The 19969-nt window shown below is 35.2% G+C and carries 17 protein-coding genes; 1 reads left to right on the top strand and 16 read right to left on the bottom strand.

What is annotated here, in order from left to right:
- Positions 1-29: 29 nt before the first annotated feature.
- From BM157_RS07800 to BM157_RS07745, 12 genes are all read right to left on the bottom strand, one after another.
- Entirely contained in the window at positions 30-956 is a 927-nt protein-coding gene (locus tag BM157_RS07800; protein ID WP_090140587.1) for an AEC family transporter, read from the bottom strand.
- 67 nt (positions 957-1023) lie between these two features.
- Positions 1024-3351, bottom strand: a complete 2328-nt coding sequence (locus BM157_RS07795) for a transglutaminase-like domain-containing protein (RefSeq protein ID WP_022503147.1) — start codon at positions 3349-3351, stop codon at positions 1024-1026.
- Positions 3332-4402 (bottom strand): DUF58 domain-containing protein, encoded by a 1071-nt coding sequence (locus BM157_RS07790; protein WP_055306639.1) that lies wholly within the window; start codon positions 4400-4402, stop codon positions 3332-3334. The genes BM157_RS07795 and BM157_RS07790 overlap by 20 nt, the downstream gene beginning before the upstream one ends.
- A complete protein-coding gene (locus BM157_RS07785) occupies positions 4402-5352 on the bottom strand; it encodes an AAA family ATPase (RefSeq protein ID WP_022503145.1) in 951 nt (316 codons plus the stop codon). The genes BM157_RS07790 and BM157_RS07785 overlap by 1 nt, the downstream gene beginning before the upstream one ends.
- Positions 5353-5436: 84 nt before the next feature.
- A complete protein-coding gene (glpK, locus tag BM157_RS07780) occupies positions 5437-6930 on the bottom strand; it encodes a glycerol kinase GlpK (protein WP_022503144.1) in 1494 nt (497 codons plus the stop codon).
- A 1-nt stretch (position 6931) separates the two neighbouring features.
- Positions 6932-7357 carry a Fe-S cluster assembly sulfur transfer protein SufU gene (gene sufU / locus BM157_RS07775; RefSeq protein WP_022503143.1) on the bottom strand — a complete coding sequence of 142 codons (426 nt, stop codon included), beginning with the start codon at positions 7355-7357 and terminating at the stop codon, positions 6932-6934.
- Complete coding sequence (locus BM157_RS07770; RefSeq protein WP_090140614.1) at positions 7347-8573, bottom strand: aminotransferase class V-fold PLP-dependent enzyme; 1227 nt, start codon at positions 8571-8573, stop codon at positions 7347-7349. Before BM157_RS07770 ends, sufU begins: the two co-directional genes overlap by 11 nt.
- Positions 8574-8584: 11 nt before the next feature.
- Positions 8585-9652, bottom strand: coding sequence for a SufB/SufD family protein (locus BM157_RS07765; RefSeq protein ID WP_090140586.1), 1068 nt, complete (start codon positions 9650-9652; stop codon positions 8585-8587).
- Positions 9653-9687: 35 nt separating this feature from the next.
- Complete coding sequence (gene sufB, locus BM157_RS07760) at positions 9688-11094, bottom strand: Fe-S cluster assembly protein SufB (protein WP_022503140.1); 1407 nt, start codon at positions 11092-11094, stop codon at positions 9688-9690.
- 47 nt (positions 11095-11141) lie between these two features.
- A complete protein-coding gene (sufC, locus tag BM157_RS07755; RefSeq protein ID WP_090140583.1) occupies positions 11142-11891 on the bottom strand; it encodes a Fe-S cluster assembly ATPase SufC in 750 nt (249 codons plus the stop codon).
- Between the two features lie 80 nt (positions 11892-11971).
- On the bottom strand, positions 11972-12415 hold the full coding sequence (locus BM157_RS07750) for an RrF2 family transcriptional regulator (RefSeq protein WP_090140579.1): 444 nt from the start codon (positions 12413-12415) through the stop codon (positions 11972-11974).
- 62 nt (positions 12416-12477) lie between these two features.
- Positions 12478-13833 (bottom strand): MATE family efflux transporter, encoded by a 1356-nt coding sequence (locus BM157_RS07745; RefSeq protein WP_022503137.1) that lies wholly within the window; start codon positions 13831-13833, stop codon positions 12478-12480.
- Between the two features lie 260 nt (positions 13834-14093).
- Between BM157_RS07745 and BM157_RS07740 the strand changes: the two genes are divergently transcribed.
- Positions 14094-15500, top strand: coding sequence for an MATE family efflux transporter (locus BM157_RS07740; protein WP_090140577.1), 1407 nt, complete (start codon positions 14094-14096; stop codon positions 15498-15500).
- On the opposite strand, the gene hcp is transcribed toward BM157_RS07740, so the two are convergent.
- The 4 genes from hcp to BM157_RS07720 form a co-directional block, all read right to left on the bottom strand.
- Complete coding sequence (gene hcp / locus BM157_RS07735; RefSeq protein ID WP_318255866.1) at positions 15497-17092, bottom strand: hydroxylamine reductase; 1596 nt, start codon at positions 17090-17092, stop codon at positions 15497-15499. The two genes, BM157_RS07740 and hcp, sit on opposite strands and share 4 nt — an antisense overlap.
- Positions 17093-17243: 151 nt before the next feature.
- Positions 17244-17870 carry an HNH endonuclease gene (locus BM157_RS07730; RefSeq protein WP_090140575.1) on the bottom strand — a complete coding sequence of 209 codons (627 nt, stop codon included), beginning with the start codon at positions 17868-17870 and terminating at the stop codon, positions 17244-17246.
- Positions 17871-17954: 84 nt separating this feature from the next.
- Positions 17955-19274 carry a sensor histidine kinase gene (locus BM157_RS07725; protein WP_055174958.1) on the bottom strand — a complete coding sequence of 440 codons (1320 nt, stop codon included), beginning with the start codon at positions 19272-19274 and terminating at the stop codon, positions 17955-17957.
- On the bottom strand, positions 19271-19924 hold the full coding sequence (locus BM157_RS07720) for a response regulator transcription factor (RefSeq protein WP_090140573.1): 654 nt from the start codon (positions 19922-19924) through the stop codon (positions 19271-19273). Before BM157_RS07720 ends, BM157_RS07725 begins: the two co-directional genes overlap by 4 nt.
- Between the last annotated feature and the right edge of the window lie 45 nt (positions 19925-19969).

Below are 19969 nucleotides of genomic sequence, written 5' to 3'. Positions count from 1 at the left end.
TAGTTTTAATCCTTTTGCCCCTGGTATCATTATATTAATGTAGTTATAATAAGTGCCACCGCCGGCAGTGTTATTATGCTTATAAATGTAGTAAGCACCACCATAGCCGCCGCAACATCCTCATCATATCCGAATTGCACCGCAAATACAGAAGATATTGATGCACAAGGACACGCCTCAAGAATAATTACAACATCAGCAACCATTCCGCTGATATTAAACATTTTAAAAATAGCTATGCACACTACAGGTATAATGAACATTCTGACAATAATTGCAAAATATACAAGCTTATTATTAAACATATTCTTTATTGGGCTTGCCGCAATTATCATACCTGTAATAAACATAGATAACGGCGTGTTAATAGCCGCCGCATAACTTATTGGCTGACTTATAATATCTGGAAGCGGAATTCCTGCAATAAATATTAAAAGTCCAATAAACACTGATATTATAGCTGGTGTTGTGAATATCTTTTTAACAATTGCTTTTAAATCAAAGGTTCTGCTTACAATTGAATATCCAAGTGTCCATAAAAAAATATTGAATGCTGTCACAAAGGCACTTGCATATATAAGTCCCTCACTTCCAAATAGAGCCTGTATCAGAGGAAATCCCATATATGCTGCATTAGAAAACATACAGCCAAATCTTACGATAGGCACATTATCTCCCTTTAACTTAAAAGATAATAAAAATGTTATGGCAAATCCAACAACTAAAAGCAGTATGCTTAATCCCAATGCGTACAATATATTCTTAAAAATATTGTCATCAAATTCTGTCAGATAAGAATTAATTATCATACAAGGCACAACAAAATATACCAGAAGATCAGAAAATGCTTTCCTTCCCTCTATCTTTACTGCACCTGTCTTAACACATATAAATCCAGAAAATATTAATATAAATAATACAATAACCTGTTTTGCTGTTATAAGAGCTAACATCATATATTTTTCCTCCATTGTTATATATAACATATAATAATGCGAAAGAAATTATTCGTCAATATTAAAGTCAGATATAACAATGTATATATTTGAATACTATTCTTTTTTTCTTCTTTAATTCCTTATAAATTTCTTCCGCCGCTTTTCTGTATAAGACCAATACATTCTTCTTATAATATGACCTGCCTTTATCTGTATCAGCAAAACGTATATACATAATACTATCGTATACATTTTTTGCTTCTTCGTATGTAATATTGCCATAACGTGCCGAAAGCTTATAAGCAAAATCTTCCTCTGTCCCGTTATATCCGGTGAAATCTCCCGCAAAATGCAGCATTTCCATTAATCTTTCATATATATCACACGAACTTAAAGACTGAATTTTCCTGAGCCTGCTTACCCTGTATAACTTAATCCATAATGGCAGCAAGACAATTAATATAACAAGAGTCAGTATTGCTATATATTTAACAACCACTACAGCCACTTTAAAGCCTTTTTTTAATGCCACCTTAACAGCTCCGCTTCTTGTACTTACATAAGTTACATCTTCACTGCTATCACCGCTAATGCTCGCTTTATCGAGTGTCCAGCCGTGTTCACTCATAACATTGTTAAATGTATTAATATCATAACCCGGATATGAAACTGCACAGCTTCCATCACTTGCTGGCGTAACATCTACAGGAACCCATCCATAATTATCAATAAATATTTCCGTCCACGCGTGCATTTTTTTATCAGAAACCTCTGCAACATAAGTTGACTGATCAGTTTCCTTGAAGTCCTCGGCACTTAATCTGTAACCACATACATATCTTGCTGGAACTCCGTACAGCCTGTACATAATTGTAGCCACCGTTGCATAATGAACGCAGTAACCCCTCTGTGCATTAAACAGAAAATCCTCCGCAATATCTGATGATCCCAACATTACCCCCGGAGTTCTTGTATATCTTGTATTGCTTAGCAGTGTATACATAATAAATGTAGTCTTATCACTTAGTGATGTTAATGGATTAGCCTGAACATATGAAGTCAGCCTTGGAACCAAACTTTTGGATACAGCAGAATAGATTGGAGTCATAGCTGCCTTATACAACTGCTGTACATTTTTATAATCCCGAACTGTTGTATTATATTTTTCATTACTCTTCTCTCTCCATTCAGACTGCATATCTGCCTGTTCAATATATTCAATATTGTATGTTTTCTTTCCGTCATCACCTTTGCTGAAATTCTTAGAACCACTATTGTAATAAGGCTCTATTGTCTGTTTATAATTATCATTAACATATTTAACATCTAATTTTCTGTTTATTTTATTATTGTTAGAGGTCGCAACAATTCCGCTGTTCCTCATATATATATTAATATAATAATACATCTTTTTAAAATATGTTGATGCGTAAACAGGCTGTGATATCGTTTCTTTCTTAAATTCAGTTCTGTCTATATTCTTACATATAGTATCATCATCAGTTGAATCCCAGCTTCCGCCCTTATATTCGCCACCTCTGAAACCGTAAAGATATAAATCCTCTGTTGGCATTTTACTTACCGTAACTGTCATCTGGGTAATTCCAGACTGGTAATTATTGCCTGAACTTATCTCCCCATTAATCTTAACATCAGAACCCTTGCCTGATATTCTCTTTGATGTCTTATAGATAGTCTGCTCTATGCCCGAAATAGAACCATACATATATTCAGAAAATATATTGGTAATAATATCAGCTGCAAAGAAAATAATCACTGTCGCTGCAATACAATATATTATACTTTTCTTATGTATCAACTTTCCGCTTCTTGTTGTATACAGCATTTTCTTACGTCTTCCAAGCACAGCGTAAGACACGCCCACTATAACCTGATGCATAACTATTACAAATATATGAAACAAGCTTACCTCTAATCTTAATATAGGTGAAGCTGCAAGCATTACAACTGTAACCAGTGTCAATATAACACGGTTTTTAAATATAACCTCTAACAGATATATAATATAAATAAGCACGACACTGCTTACAAACACCACATATGTAACATTCTGTGTATTTGCCCGTCCGTCAACCAGTGCCTGCATTATTGATACAGACTGCTCTGATATACGCTGTATATTAAATACAGACAATATAGCTGTTACAGCCACTTCTCCCACTATCACAAATGGCAGAAACTTCCTCTTATTATAATGTGCATAACTTAAAATATACGCATATATTCCTGAGAATAATAATACTCCCACAACTGTAAAGCTGACAGCATCTAATTCATCAACAAATAATATAACCGATAACAGCCCTGTCATTATCCCTGCAAAGGCTATATAAGGATTACCATTATATGTGTCAGAATGTGCCTGCCTTACATTAATACGCATGTTCTCCATATACATTTTCTCCCAATAACTCAGTAACATCAGATGATGTATCTATCTTTATGATATTCTTATCAATATACTCTCCAAGGCTGTATTCCCTGCTAATATCCGTATCATTATTACGACAATTATAATGAAGCCTATATAATATATAATATACATTCTTTAAATCATCATAATCTGATACTGTCTGTTTACATAAAGCTCCAGAATTAAGATCATTCCACAGCACTGATACCTTCGTGTCATCCTGAATAAAACCCATAACAAGCATAGCTGTCTTATCATAAAAGCTGCTCATACGCTCAATATTATTAATATCATCAGGCAATGTATCAAGAAGCACAAGTATCTCCCTGTCAACTTGTCCACAGAATTCCTTAATAAGCAGATCTCCCGTTCTTGAACTTAAATTCCAGTGTATGTGCCTGTAAGAATCTCCTGTCTGATATTCCCTTATCTGTCTTATATCATCGTGTGAACTGCCTTTTCTGTTGATATACAACTCTATATTATTATTGCTTTCATATTGTGAAAAAGCGCCTTCATATATACTGCTTTCAACTTCTGGAAATATCAAAATATTCATTATGCTTAAAGGCTTTATTGTACAATAAAACAAGCCTGTGTAATCATACACTTTCGCTTTAACTATCTTTACATCCGCCATTCCACAATATGGCAGGCTGACAGATAAATCCATATTATCCTTCCTGCCCTTACAGCCTCCGTACAGCTTTACGTTCTTTCGGTATTTCTTGTATTCTTTACCTTTCTTATCACAATATGACACGACTACATCTAATCTGATTTTCGTGATTGGTATTCCTGTTTTATTGCTTACATTAATTCTTAACTGGCAGCCAGAATTCTTTAACTCCTCTGCCAGATTAACATCAAAATCAAATGCAACATTTCTTTTATATATACGAGTTAATATATACATACCTGCTATTAGCAGAAGATTAACAGCTACATAAAGCATAAGTGCAAATGAATGAAATATGCCTGCTACATACCACACAACAGCAAGTATAATAATCAAAAATACACCTGTCATTATGCCTTCTTTCCTACTGCTGGCTTAGCAACTGATTTCAAAATATCATTAATCACTTCTGCCTTGTCTTTACCGTCCATTCTCGCCGCCATATTAAGAATTATTCTGTGTGTTATAACATACTCAAACTGTGCAATAACGTCCGCAGGAACAACATAATCCCTTCCGTTAAGCCAGCTCCACGCCTTACACATCTTTACAAGTGCTATAGTCGCTCTTGGACTTGCACCTCTTTCTATATAACGTGACTTTCTTGTAGCTGTAACAAGATTAACTATATATTTGTATATGCTCTCGTTCATATATACATCATATATTTCATTCTGCATACTTATAAAATCATCTATGCTCACCACTGGTGTCATATCACTTGTCCTGCTCTGCTTTCCTACAGACATAGCCATATCAAGCTCACTTTCATAATCAGGGTAACCGATTGATAAAGTAATCATAAATCTATCCATCTGTGCTTCTGGAAGGCTCTGTGTTCCTGCATTACCAAGCGGATTTTGTGTTGCAATAACAATAAAAGGTTCTGGAACTTCTCTGGTAACGCCCTCAACGCTTACCTTTCTTTCTTCCATAACCTCTAAAAGTGCTGACTGTGTCTTAGGTGATGTTCTGTTAATCTCATCAGCAAGCAGCAGATTACAGAACACGCTTCCCGGCTGATATATGAATTGACCTAAGTCATTTCTGTATACAGAATATCCTGTAAGATCAGACGGCATTACGTCCGGAGTAAACTGCACCCTCTTGCAGTCAAGTGCCATTGCCTTAGAAAATGCTGTCGCAAGTGTTGTCTTACCAACACCCGGAATATCCTCCAAAAGTATATGGCCTCCAGCCAGAAATGCCGCCATAATCTCTCTTATTTGTTTATCTTTTCCTAATATAACATTGTTGACCTGCTCTATTACATTAAGTGCCTTTAGTACATTATTATCCAAAACCTCTTCCTCCCTGATATATATGCTTAAAATTATACACTATATACAATAACAAAGCAAAAACAATATATTTTTTATTCAGTTTTATTCATCTGTATAAGAGATGGCACATTTTACGGCTCTTCTCCAGCCTGCGAGAAGGTTATCCCTGTCTGATGGTGCCATACTGCTCTCAAATGTGGAAGCCAACTGCCAGTTATCTCTTATCTCATTCAGATCCTTAAAGAAACCAACTGCCAGACCAGCAAGATATGCTGCACCAAGTGCAGTAGTTTCTATACACTTAGGACGTCTTATCTTAGCTCCAAGAATGTCTGCCTGAAATTCCATTAGGAAATCATTGGCACTTGCCCCGCCATCTACTTTTAACTCTTTAACTATATGTCCTGTGTCACTTTCCATTGCCTTTAACACATCATATGTCTGATATGCTATTGACTCAAGCGATGCCCTTATAAAATGTTCCTTGTTAGCACCTCTTGATAAGCCTACAACGCAGCCTCTTGCATAAGGATTCCAGTAAGGTGCACCCATTCCTGAAAATGCAGGAACAATATATACTCCATTGGTGTCATTTACCATTCTTGCATAATCTTCTGATTGTGAAGAGCTTCTTATAAGCCTCATCTCATCACGAAGCCATTGTACAATTGCACCGCCTGTAAATACACTTCCCTCAAGTGCATAATGAAGCTGGTCATCACTTCCTGCCGCAATCGTAGTTATAAGACCATGCTTAGACTCCACAGGCTTATCCCCTGTATTCATAAGAAGAAAACAGCCTGTTCCATATGTATTCTTTACTTCTCCCGGCTCAAAACAGCACTGTCCAAAAAGTGCCGCCTGCTGGTCACCTGCCGCACCTGCTATTGCAACATTTCCAGCAAGAACAGAAGGGTCTGTATAACCATATATACAGCTTGAAGGCTTTACCTTAGGAAGCATAACCTCTGGTATATTGAACTTTTCAAGAAGCTCTTTATCCCAGCACCTGTTATGAATATCAAAAAGCATAGTTCTTGAAGCATTAGTATAGTCTGTAACGTGCACCGCACCGCCTGTAAGCTTCCATATAAGCCAGGTGTCAACCGTACCGAATAGCAATCTGCCCTCTTCTGCCTTTTTCCTTGCTCCTGCTACATTACTAAGTATCCACGCAATCTTAGTTGCACTAAAATACGCATCTGGCACAAGTCCTGTCTTTGCCTTGATTACATCTGCATAACCATCTTTTACAAGCAGATTAATATCCTTGGCTGTACGTCTGCACTGCCATACAATAGCATTATATACAGGCTCACCTGTTTCTTTATCCCACACAATTGTAGTTTCACGCTGGTTGGTTATTCCAATGCCAGCTATATCCTTAGGCTTAGCACCCACAAGTGCCATAGCCTCAGACATAACCGCATACTGTGTTGACCATATCTCCATTGGATTGTGTTCCACCCAGCCCGGCTTAGGATATATCTGTTCAAATTCCCTCTGTGCCATTGAACAGATATTGCCAGCCTTATCAAATAATATACATCTTGAGCTTGTCGTTCCCTGATCAAGTGCCATAATATACTTTGCCATATTACTCCTTATTTAATGCCTCATCTAATGTATGCCAGCCAAGTACAGCACATTTTACTCTTGCAGGCATATGTGATATATCTTTAAGTGCTGATGCCTCGTCTAATTCTTCAATCTCCTCATCGGTTGCTTCACCCTTAATCATCTTAAAGAATAAATCTCCAAGCTTTAAAGCTTCTTCTTTAGTCTTTCCAATTATCATCCCAAGCATAATATCAGCCGATGCCTGGGATATAGCACAGCCATCTCCAACAAAAGCTCCGTCCTTAATAATACCGTCTTCAACCTTAAGCTTAAGCCATATATCATCACCACAGTTAGGATTTACACCCTCAAGGACGATATTGGCATCTTCTAAGTCGTGTTTAAATTCTGGTCTTATATTATGTTCTGTAAGTATTTCATTATAAAAGCCTCTATTCATCATAACCCATTCTCCTTCTTACGTTAAGCACACTCTCAACAAATGCTTCTGCTTCCTTCTCTGTATTATAGAACATAAAGCTTGCTCTTGTCGCATTATTAACTCCAAGAAATGTAAGCAGTGGCTGTGCACAGTGATGTCCAGCCCTTACATCTATTCCGTCAGAAGATAATATCTCGCTTACATCGTGTGGGTGAACCCCATCTATTGTAAATGCTGCTATTCCTGTATGGTTCTTATAATCATCAGAGCCTAATATATGAATGTACTTATGACCTTTAAGTCCGTTAATAGCAATCTTTGCAAGTCTTTCTTCTTTCTGCTGTATATAGTCAAAGCCTATCTCATTAATGTATTTAATTGCTGCTGCAAGACCAACAGCTCCTGCCGCATTTACCGTTCCTGCCTCGAACTTGTGTGGAAGTTCTGCATAAGTTGCACCATCTCTAGTAACTGAATTAATCATCTCACCACCTGTAAGAAATGGCTGCATATTCTTAAGTATGCTTTCCTTACCATAAAGTACACCAATTCCCATAGGTCCCATAAGCTTATGTCCTGAAAATGCAAGAAAATCAGCATCTAAGTCTTTTACATCAATCTTCATATGTGGTGCACTCTGTGCCGCATCAACAACCATAACAGCACCATTATCGTGTGCTATTTTGGCTATCTTTTTAATTGGATTGACACAGCCTAATACATTGGAAACCTGTGCAACTGCAACGATCTTAGTATTAGCATTAATTCCATCTTTAAGAGTATCATCTTTTAATGTTCCGTCCTTCTCACATTCCAGATATCTTAAAGTTGCACCTGTCACTCTTGCAACCATCTGCCAAGGCAGAAGATTGCTGTGGTGTTCCATTATTGAAACTGCTATTTCATCTCCAGCCTTAAGATTATTAATACCATAGCTGTATGCAACAAGGTTAAGGCTTTCTGTTGTATTTCTTGTAAAGATTATCTCCTTATCAGAGTCCGCATTAAGAAACTGTCTTACAACCTCCCTTGCATCCTCATATTCCTTAGTAGCGGCAAGACTTAATGGATAAAAGCCACGGAGAGGATTGGCATTATTAACCTCATAAAATCTGCTTTCAGCATCAATTACGCACTGTGGCTTCTGTGCTGTTGCCGCATTATCAATATATATAGAAGAATTATTATTAAGAAGTGGAAAATCTTTTCTATAATCTTTCTGCTCTTTAATCTCCATTACTGCCTCCATTACTGCAACACTTCTTCAAGCTGCTCCTCTGCAAGCTTTTCTGTGTCCTCGTCATTAATCTTTCTTATAATAACTTCAATTCTTCCTTTAGTCATTATATCCTCAGCGTTCTTCTTATCAATGCCTCTTGAAGCATAATAGAACAATGTTTCCTCATCGAGCTCACCGATTGTAGCTCCGTGTGAACCATTAACATCTTCCTCTGCACAGAGTATAAGAGGTATTGTCTTGTTTCTGACATCTTCGCCAAGTAAAAGTACATTTTCTGTCTCTGCACCAACTGAACCAGAAGAACCATTTTTAAAATCAATAGAACCTCTGAAAAGCTTAGAGGCTTCGTCCTTTAATGCACCATCAACTCTTATCCCGCTGTTAGTCTTCTTTCCAATATGATTAGATATAAGGTTAATATCTATATTCTGCTTCTTAGCTCCAAGGTATCCAATATCTGCTGTAAATGCAGAATTATTGCCTATAAGCTCTGTCCTTATTCCATCATAAAGGCTGCCCCTGCCTACGAATACCTGAACAATCTCAAATGAGGCATTATCTGAAAGCCTGCATCCTGTATCGCTTAATACATCAATGCTTTCTGGCTGCATATATACCTGAATAAGGCGTACCTTGCTGTTAAGACCTGTATCTATAAGTGTTCTTAATGCTACCCTGCCTTCTGTACTGCTCTCACCTTTAAAGTTCTCAATTATTGTAAATGTAACATTATCCTCTACATTAACTATAATCTTTCCTGACTGGCTCTTATCATTGCCATTGACATTAATATATAATGTCTGGCCGTTAGTTTCTTTATCTGCATTTACAAGTAATGTATTAGTTACGCCTGCTTCAAATAACACATCTGCTTCTTTGCCTGCACCTGTAAGAACTGCATTTTCTATATCACTGTAATCTTTAGCATTAACATCTGAACATACCTTATCACAGCCTTTTGTATCCATATTACAAGGTACTAAATTATCATCCCATAAAAGACGTGTATCATTCATATTAAGCTGGTACCATGTCTTTGCTGGAAGTGCATTTATTCTATATTCATTATTATTCATAAATTTCTCCATTCCTGCTCATCTTATCAGCACAATTAACCTATACTGCCTTTCATTTCAAGTCTTATGAGATTATTCATTTCAATTGCATATTCAAGTGGAAGCTCCTTAGATACGTTATCTGCAAATCCACTTACGATACAAGCTCTTGCATCTTCCTCTGTCATTCCTCTTGACATAAGATAGAATACTGCTTCATCGCTTATGCTTCCAATCTGTGCTTCGTGTCCGACATCCGCCTTGCTTGTCTTAATATCCATTGCCGGGATTGTATCTGAACGTGATATGCTGTCAAGCATAAGTGACTGACACGATACAGAAGCCTTGGAATTCTCTGCCTTGGAATTAACTATAACTGATGACCTGAATGTACTAATTCCACCATCCTTTGATATTGACTTAGTATTAATATATGAGCTTGTGTTCTTTCCTGTATGGACAACCTTTGCACCTGTATCAAGATTTTGTCCTTTTCCTGCAAATGTAATTCCTGTAAATTCCATTTTAGAATTATCACCCTTAAGAATACTCATAGGATAAAGATATGATACGTGTGAGCCAAATGAGCCTGATACCCACTCAATTGTACCACCTTCCTCAACAATAGCTCTCTTAGTATTAAGGTTATACATATTCTTAGACCAGTTCTCTATAGTTGAATATCTAAGCTTGGCATTCTTTCCTACAAATAGCTCAACACAGCCGGCGTGTAGATTAGCTACATTATACTTAGGTGCTGAACACCCCTCTATGAAATGCAAATCAGCTCCCTCATCTACAATAATAAGTGTATGCTCGAACTGTCCTGCTCCCGGTGCATTAAGTCTGAAATATGACTGTAATGGTATCTCAACTGATACTCCCTTTGGAACATATACGAAAGAACCACCAGACCATACTGCACCATGAAGTGCCGCAAACTTATGGTCAGTAGGCTTAACAAGCTTCATAAAATGTGTACGCACCATATCTGCATATTCACCCTTTAACGCACTCTCCATATCTGTATATACAACACCCATCTCAGCAACTTCCTGTCTTACATTGTGATACACAAGCTCTGAATCGTACTGTGCTCCAACACCAGCAAGTGACTTTCTTTCTGCCTGTGGAATACCAAGCTTTTCAAATGTATCCTTAATGTCTTCTGGTACTTCTGACCATTTAGCTTTCATATTAGTATTAGGTCTTACATAAGTTACTATATTGTCCATATTAAGACCTTCTATAGATGGTCCCCAGTCAGGTACTTTCATATTATTATATATCTGTAATGACTCAAGCCTGAAATTCTGCATCCAAGCAGGGTCATTCTTCTCCTTTGAGAGCTTCTCAACTATCTCAGGAGTAAGACCAGCATTTAACTTATATGTGTCCTTATCATCATTCTTGAAATCATATATGTTTCTATCTATATCATCTACATATGTCTTTTCTTTCATAATTCGATGTAAACTCCTTTCATATATCAACGTATGATTATGGCTGACTATTCTGCTTCGTATTCTGCGAAACCATTTTCATTAATCTTATCAACAAGTGAAGCATCACCTGTGCTTATAATCTTCCCCTCAATCATAACGTGTGTATAATCAACTGATAAAGATTCAAGTATTCTTGTGCTGTGTGTAATTATAAGAAGGCTTCCCTTGCAGGTCTTCTGGTATTCTTCTATACCTGCTGATACAGTCTTTACAGCATCAACATCAAGTCCTGAATCTGTTTCATCAAGAATTGCAAATGATGGCTTTAACATAAGAAGCTGTAATATCTCTGCCTTCTTCTTCTCACCACCTGAAAAGCCTACATTAAGATCTCTCTCTGCATAAGACTTGTCCATAGATAAAAGCTCCATAGTCTTTTCAAGTTCTTTCTTGAATTCCATATATCTTGTTCTCTTGCCGGTCTTTAATTCAAGGGCATTTCTTATAAATGAACTGAGTGTAACACCCGGAACTTCAAGTGGGTTCTGGAATGATAAGAACATTCCTGCTTTAGCTCTCTCATTAACTTGTTCATCAGTAATATTCTTACCGTCAAACCATATCTCACCACTCTTTACTGTATATCTTGGGTTGCCCATTAAAGCATAGCCAAGTGTTGACTTACCTGTTCCATTAGGTCCCATAAGTACATGTGTTTCACCCTTGCCTATTGAAAGATTAACACCATGAAGAATTTCCTTATCTTCTACATCTACATATAAATCTTTAACATTTAATAAATTCTTATCTGACATAATACTCCTCATTTCTGCACACTCATTTAAACGCAGGACTGCTTTGTGCCAAGTGTGCCAGCACAATGCCGCATATATTATCAGGCATTATATGCCGTCTTATTACCCGCCTTATCAATTGCTGTTGCCGCAACATCTGCGAGTGTCATATTATCAAGATAGTTATTAATTACATCTGCAAGTCCCTGCCATATAGGAAGCGTATAGCAGGAAGACGAATGTTCACACATTAAAGTCTCCTCATTAAGACAGGTTACAGGAGCAAGTGTTCCTTCGGTAAGCTTTAATATCTCACCAACGCTGTAATCCTCTGGCTTTCTTGTTAATCTGTAGCCACCGCCGTGTCCGCTTGCTGCTTCTATAAGATTTGCTTTTGATAACATTCTTGTAATTGTCTCGAGATATTTCTTTGACAATTCTTCTTTATCTGATATCTCCTTTAATGGTATATAATCATCACTGTGATGAACCGCAAGATATACCATTACTCTTAAGGCATACCGCCCTTTCGATGATATTATCATTTCCTTGCTTCCTTTCTTATTATCATCTTTTTGTATGATATTATACCCATTCGCCTACCGTGTCAATGGGTGAATGTGAAACATTTTCTTCTGACAATATAATAAGCTGTCATCATAGCAATTCCTGTGATTACCCACGATATTGGATATATAATCATAAGCACCCAGAATACGTGTACAACCTTACATACTGTTGATATCCATATAAGTCTTATAACACACGAACCAACACAGGTAATTACCGCTGGAAGCAGTGAATATCCCAGACCTCGCATAGCTCCTGCGCTTATCTCATATACTGCTGTTAATAATTCCAGCGTTGTTGCAATGATAATTCTCTGCCTCGCAAATACAAGAACATCTGCATCGGTCGTATATATACGAAGAAAGAATTCCCTTCCCATAACAAATATACCCGAAAGAATACCACACGATACAAGCGCAAACACTAAAGATATGCGGAATATTTTCTTACATCTGTTATATTCCCCTGCGCCATAATTCTGGCTTGTAAATGTTACTGCCGCCTGAGCGAACGCATTTACAAGGAAATATGCAAAGAATTCATAATTAAGTGCCGCCGCTGAACCTGCAACTGCACTTGAACCAAAGCTGTTAATTGTGCTCTGTATACACACATTGGCTATTGAGAACATCATTCCCTGAAGTCCTGCCGGAATACCTATAACCAATATTTTCTTTAATTCCTTAACAGATATCTTAAGCTGTCTTAATTCCAGCTTTATAGGCTCTGATTCGTGTGTAAGAATATATATAACCATTGAAGAACTTACTATATTAGAAATAACTGTTGCAATCGCAACTCCTGACACACCTAATCTGAACACTATAACAAGCACAAGATTAAGAAGTGTATTAATAACTCCTGCAACAATAAGACAATAAAGAGGTCTTCTGCTGTCGCCCGTACTTCTAAGAATTGATGAGCCAAAGTCATACAGCATAATAAATGGCATACCTAGAAGATAAATTCTAAGATACAACACGGCAAGGTCAATAACATCCTCCGGTGTTCCCATAAGAAGAAGCACAGGTTTTGCTATGAACTGACCTGCAATCATAACAAAAAATCCGCTTATAATGGCAACAAGTATTGCTGTATGTATTGCGGCGTGTATGTTTTTTTCTGATTTTTCTCCTATATAACGAGCAATAACAACATTTGAACCTAATGATATTCCTATAAAAAGATTAATCATAAGTGATATTAAAGAACTGTTGCTTCCAACAGCCGCCAGTGCCTGACTGCTTGCAAATCTTCCGACTACCGCCGTATCAACAGAGTTAAACAACTGCTGTAATATACTGCTTGCCGCAAGTGGAAGAGCAAACAGAAGTATTTTGTTCCATAAAGCTCCACTTGTCATATCTATCGATTTTTTATTAGATACACTCATATATACCTCCTGTGTGTTTAATATATTTAATCATCTGAATACTTAATAGCTTATATATTCTACACCCAAATACAAGTGTGTCAACAATACTTATCAAAAGCACTTTAATAAAATATAATTATTTAACTTCAATTTATCTCTTGTATGTGTTAATTACTGACATACTTATCAATTACGTCAATTACAATTTTATTTTTAATATGTTATACTGTGCGTAGTCAACAAGATATAAATATTAAATATAATGAAAGGAACTTTTTATGAATTCATCTACAACTGACAACCCTCTGGGTTATAAAAAAGAGTCCACTCTTTTAATTAATTTTGCAATTCCCTGCATAATCTCAATGCTGGTAACTGCTCTTTATAATATAGTAGACCAGATATTTATCGGACAGGGTATTGGTATGCTTGGCAATGCCGCAACTAATATTGCGTTTCCACTATCAACTACATGCACTGCTATCTCACTTCTGTTAGGAATAGGAAGTGCTACGAACTTCTCACTTCATCTTGGGGCTGGCGAGAAGCATTTATCAGAAAAATATGCTGGCAACGGAATATTTCTTATGGCGGTATGCGGAACTGCATTGTTCTTAATTACAACAATATTCCTTACGCCTATGCTTAAATTCTTTGGTGCAACTACTGACGTTCTGCCATATGCTAAGGCTTATACAAGAATAACAGCGTTTGGATTTCCATTTCTTATCGCCAACACAGGTATGAGTAAGTTGATACTTGCTGACGGAAATCCACGCTACTCTATGACTTCTATGCTTGTTGGTGCTATTGTGAATACAATATTAGATCCTATATTTATCTTTATATTTAATATGGGAATGACAGGTGCAGCTTTAGCAACTATTACAGGCCAGATTATATCTTTCTGCATAAGCTTAAGATATATGTTCCATTTTAAGAATATTAAACTTAGCGGGGACAGCTTTAATATAAAATGGTGTTACTGCAAGAACATTTTAATACTTGGTGCAAGTGCCTGCTTTAACCAGATTGCTATGACAATTGTCCAGATTGTTATGAATAATACACTGTCCCGCTATGGTGCACAGTCAATCTACGGCGGTGATATTCCACTTGCGTGTGCAGGAATAATAACAAAGGTTAATATGATATTTATGTCCTTTGTTATTGGTATATCACAAGGCACACAGCCTGTTATCGGATTTAACTATGGCGCACGTAAGTACAAACGTGTAAAAAAGACATACCTTTTAGCACTTGGAGCAGCTTCTTTCTTATCACTGATTGCATTTTTCTGTTTTCAGGTATTTCCAAGACAGATTATCAGCGTATTCGGTAACGGAAGTGAACTTTATTTCCAATTCTCTGAGCGGTATTTCAGAATATATATGTTCCTTACTTTAATTAATGGAATACAGCCGGTTACATCCAACTTCTTTAACTCTATCGGCAAATCGAGCCTTGGCGTATTATTAAGCCTTACACGACAGATATTATTCTTACTTCCGCTCATAGTAATATTCCCAATATTTATGGGAATTGATGGTGTTATGTATGCCGGCCCGATTGCCGATGCCGCAGCCGCAATTGTGTGCGGATATTTCACGATAAGAGAATTAAAAGAGCTTACAGCTAAAGATAAAGCAAGTAATTATCCAACCAAAAAAATCACATATAATTAGTTGCCTAATATTTTCTTTAAATCTTCCTCTGGTGTACTGATAGGTGCTATTGCGTAATTCTCAACAAGTATCTTCAGTACATTAGGTGAGATGAATGCTGGAAGTGTAGGTCCTAAAAGTATATTCTTAATTCCAAGATGAAGGAGTGTAAGAAGTATACATACAGCTTTCTGCTCATACCACGATAAAACCATTGAGAGTGGAAGCTCATTTACTTCACATTCAAATGCTTCTGCTAAAGCAATTGCTACCTTTATCGCACTATAGGCATCATTACACTGTCCCATATCCATAATTCTTGGAAGACCATCAATATCTCCAAGCTCAAGGTCATTAAATCTGTACTTACCACAGGCAAGTGTAAGAATTATAGACTCTGCTGGTGTCTTTTTAACAAATTCTGTATAATAATTACGTCCCGGTCTTGCACCATCACAACCTCCTACTAAGAAGAAATGGCTGATTGACCCATTCTTAACACCTTCTATTACCTTATCAGCAACGGAAAGCACTGCTGAATGTCCGAAACCTGTCATCACATACTCTCCGCCATTAATGCCTGTTCTATGCTGGTCTTCTTTATATCCGCCAAGCTCAAGTGCCTTATTGATTACAGGTGTAAAATCTTTATCTTCCCCGATATGCACCATCTGTGGATATGACACTACCTCTGTTGTAAATACCCTGTCTTCATAGCTTTTCTTAACTGGCATAAGGCAGTTAGTTGTAAATAATACAGCTCCCGGAATTGCATCGAACTCCTTCTGCTGATTCTGCCACGCTGTACCAAAGTTACCCTTTAAATGAGGATATTTATTAAGCTTAGGATATGCGTGTGCTGGAAGCATTTCGCCGTGTGTATATATATTTATTCCTTTATCCTTAGTCTGTTCAAGAAGCAGTTCCAGATCTTTTAAATCGTGTCCTGTTACAACAATAAATGGTCCTTTTTCTACATTCAAAGTAACCTTTACCGGTGAAGGATTTCCATAACTTGTTGTATTAGCCTTATCTAAAAGTTCCATACATTTCAAATTAACTTCACCAACTTCCATAACTACAGGAAGAAGCTGGCTCTCGTCCAAATCAAAGCTTATATATGAAAGAGCCTTGTAGAAGAACTCATTAACTGTATCATCTGTATAGCCTAACACCATTGCGTGGTAAGCATAAGCTGCCATTCCTCTTACTCCAAAAAGGATAAGTGATTTTAATGAACGTATATCAGCGTCTGCATTCCATATCTCATTCATATCATAATCATCTGTATTGCCACATCTTGCCTCACAGGCACTACAGCCTGGTGATATAATATTCTTTTCATTATGAACCTTATCAATCATATCCTGTAATGTCTGATTATTAAAATTCACATTAGTTATTGTTGTAAACAGACCTTCGATTATTATTCTGTCTGTATTCTCTGTCTTAGGATTGCTTCCGCAGGTCTTAACAAGTCCTATAAGTGCACCTGTAAGCTCGTCCTGAAGCTTTGCTGTAGAAGCGTCCTTTCCACAGACACCTGCATTACCTGTACAACCTGAACATCCTGCTGTCTGCTCACACTGAAAACAAAACATTTTATTATCCATATATTTACTCTCCATTATTATAATCTATTTATCCTGGTGCTTTAGCACCCGACACGCTTATTATATTTAATGAAGAAGTGATTTTCTGTTGTTTATACAACATTTTTTCAAATTTATAAACGGAAAATATTATCTAGCATACTGCTAATAGCTATTTTTCAATAAATACATTTTTCCTATGATATTTTATATACTTTATATTCTCTTCTGTAATGTCTATTTTCATCTTAGCTGTTATATTCATATACATTCTGTTATTATCATCTAACCTTTCAGAAATTAAAATCCTGCCGGTATCATCAAATGAAATATATCCTCTATCAAATAACTTATCGTGATTAGGACACATTAACAGACCATTATGTATATCAAGCTTCTCATTTGCATCACTTATACTCCATGGTTTAATATGGCTTGCCACCAATAATTCGTTCATATTAACATTGCACAAACAACATTTTTTATATTTATTTATTAATTTTTCTCTGAACTTGTCCTGATTAATTCTTACCTTGACAACCGCTTCTTTTTCTTTTCCTTCCAATTCCTCTGTGTATTTTTCTATTTCATTAACCTTATTAATTTTATCTTTTTCATAGTTTTCTATAATCGTCTCTACTTTCCTATCTTCTTCTTCGTTTCCGTACCATATATTAGATTGCCCCAAACCTTTAACAACATATTTTCTATCATTTACGTCCAGCAGCACCACCTTCTCTGCATATATATTATATATATTATAAGTTTTATCTCTTTCTTGCCATAAAGTTTCCTCCATCTCTTTTTTATCTGCTTGTTTTTCAGTAAGCGCTACATAATAAGTCTCTATTTTTTCAATAACTATTGCAAAATTATATCTTGTTTAAGAAAATATTTTAATTTTAAAGATAAAAAATTCTTCATCCTGCAATGCTTTATATTCTATATTGTAATTATTCAGAATATTACTTACAATATACAAGCCTAATCCATTACTATTTTCCTTATTTAAATCAAATTTAACATCAAATATTTCATCCATATTCGAAATTCTATTGTTACCATATGAATTCTCTATATATAACCAATCATCAACTATCCCAATATTAATTACCCCATTTACATCGGTATATTTTATCGCATTACTAATCAAATTAGATAAAATAATCTTTAACGCTGTTTTTCCTATATAAATATTCTCATCTGATATATAATTATTGACGGTTATTTTCTTTTGATTTGCTAATATTTCGTATTTTTTTAATATATCTTCTAGTGTATCATTTATTTTCAAATATTCTTCATCATTATTCAAATTTTCTATAGAATGAACTGATAATATTTGAGAAATATTTTTTGTTAAACTATCAACGATGTCAATACATTCATTAATATAAATATCTCTTTCTTTATATTTTCCAATATTGTATTTCATATTTTCCAGTATTATTTTAAGACTAGCAAGAGGAGTTTTAAGTTCATGGGATGCACCTTTAAAAAAGTCATATTTTAACTTTTCTAATTTTAAAATTTCTTTATTTTTAAATTCCAAATTATCAATTGTTCTTAATAAAGTAGAATACAAATCATTAATTTGTTGTTTTAATTCTCCAACTTCATCATTAGAATTAACTTTTAACCGCGTTTCTTTATCAAGTTCCATCATTTTATCAGTAACAATTTTTATTTCCTGTATATTATTTTTTATTATTTTTGCATAAATTAAAGAAATAATAGCAGAAAATAAAATTGATATAAATAAAGAATATGGTAAAAATTTAATACTTAAATCTTTCGCATCTTTTTGCATATCAGCTGTAGAAACAAATTGTAGATTTATTTTTTCACCATCATTAAGCGTTATTTCTCTTTCTTCAATTATCAAAGAATTACTATCACTTTCTAAATTAACATTTATATCATCTTTGATTTGTATTTCATTTTTATTATTTTTTTCTTTTATAAATGCTTTTATTTCACTACTCTTCGAATAAAGCTCCAAAGTTTGTTCTATGTATTTTATTTCTTTTCCATTCATATTACTAGAAATTTCATTTGCAATATTATGGATCTTTTCTTTTCTTGTCTCCAAATATGTTTTAGGAAAGATAAAATAAACTAATGAATGAACTAATATAATTATTATTGCAAGAACAGAAAATATTTGTATGAACATTTTGGGAAATATCTTTATTTTTTTCATTTTCTCTCCAATTTATATCCTACATTTCTTATAGTAGTTATACAGTCTAATTGTAATTTTTTTCTAAGTTCTTTTATATATACATCTATTACCCGATCATAAGGAATTTCTTCGCTATCTTTCCATACATAATCAATAATTTGCATTCTTGTTAACACCTGTCCATTATTATCCAATAAACATTTTAATACTTCTAGTTCTTTTGCATTTACATCTATCTCTTCTCCATTTATTTTAGCTGTATAGCTATTAAAATTAACTGATAGATTCTTATATTCAAACTTCTCTAAATGTCCATAATTCTTCTTAATTAAAGAATCTATTCTGGCCTTTAAGACCGGCAATGAAAATGGCTTTTCTATATATCCATCTGCCAAATTAGTAAATGCATCGATTTTATATTCTTCATCACTAAATGCAGTCAGGATTAGAATTGGCAAATTGCTTTTCTTTCTAATTTCTTTCAACACTTCTAAACCATTAATAAAAGGTATCTGAATGTCTAAGATAACCAGATTTATATCGTTATTAAATTTTGACAATGCTTCTCTTCCATCTTTAGCTTGAATAACTGTATATCCAAATTCTGAAAGATATTCACTTATCCCCTCTCTTATTATATTATCATCTTCAACGGTTAATATTTTCATGTATACCTCCACTTAAGCATATTCGCTTATATTGTACAGCATATT

Origin of the sequence: [Lactobacillus] rogosae (assembly GCA_900112995.1) — a bacterium.
Classification (GTDB): Bacteria; Bacillota; Clostridia; order Lachnospirales; family Lachnospiraceae; genus Lachnospira; species Lachnospira rogosae.
Note: the sequence above shows the minus strand (reverse complement) of the source record. Positions and strands in the feature narration are given on the sequence as shown.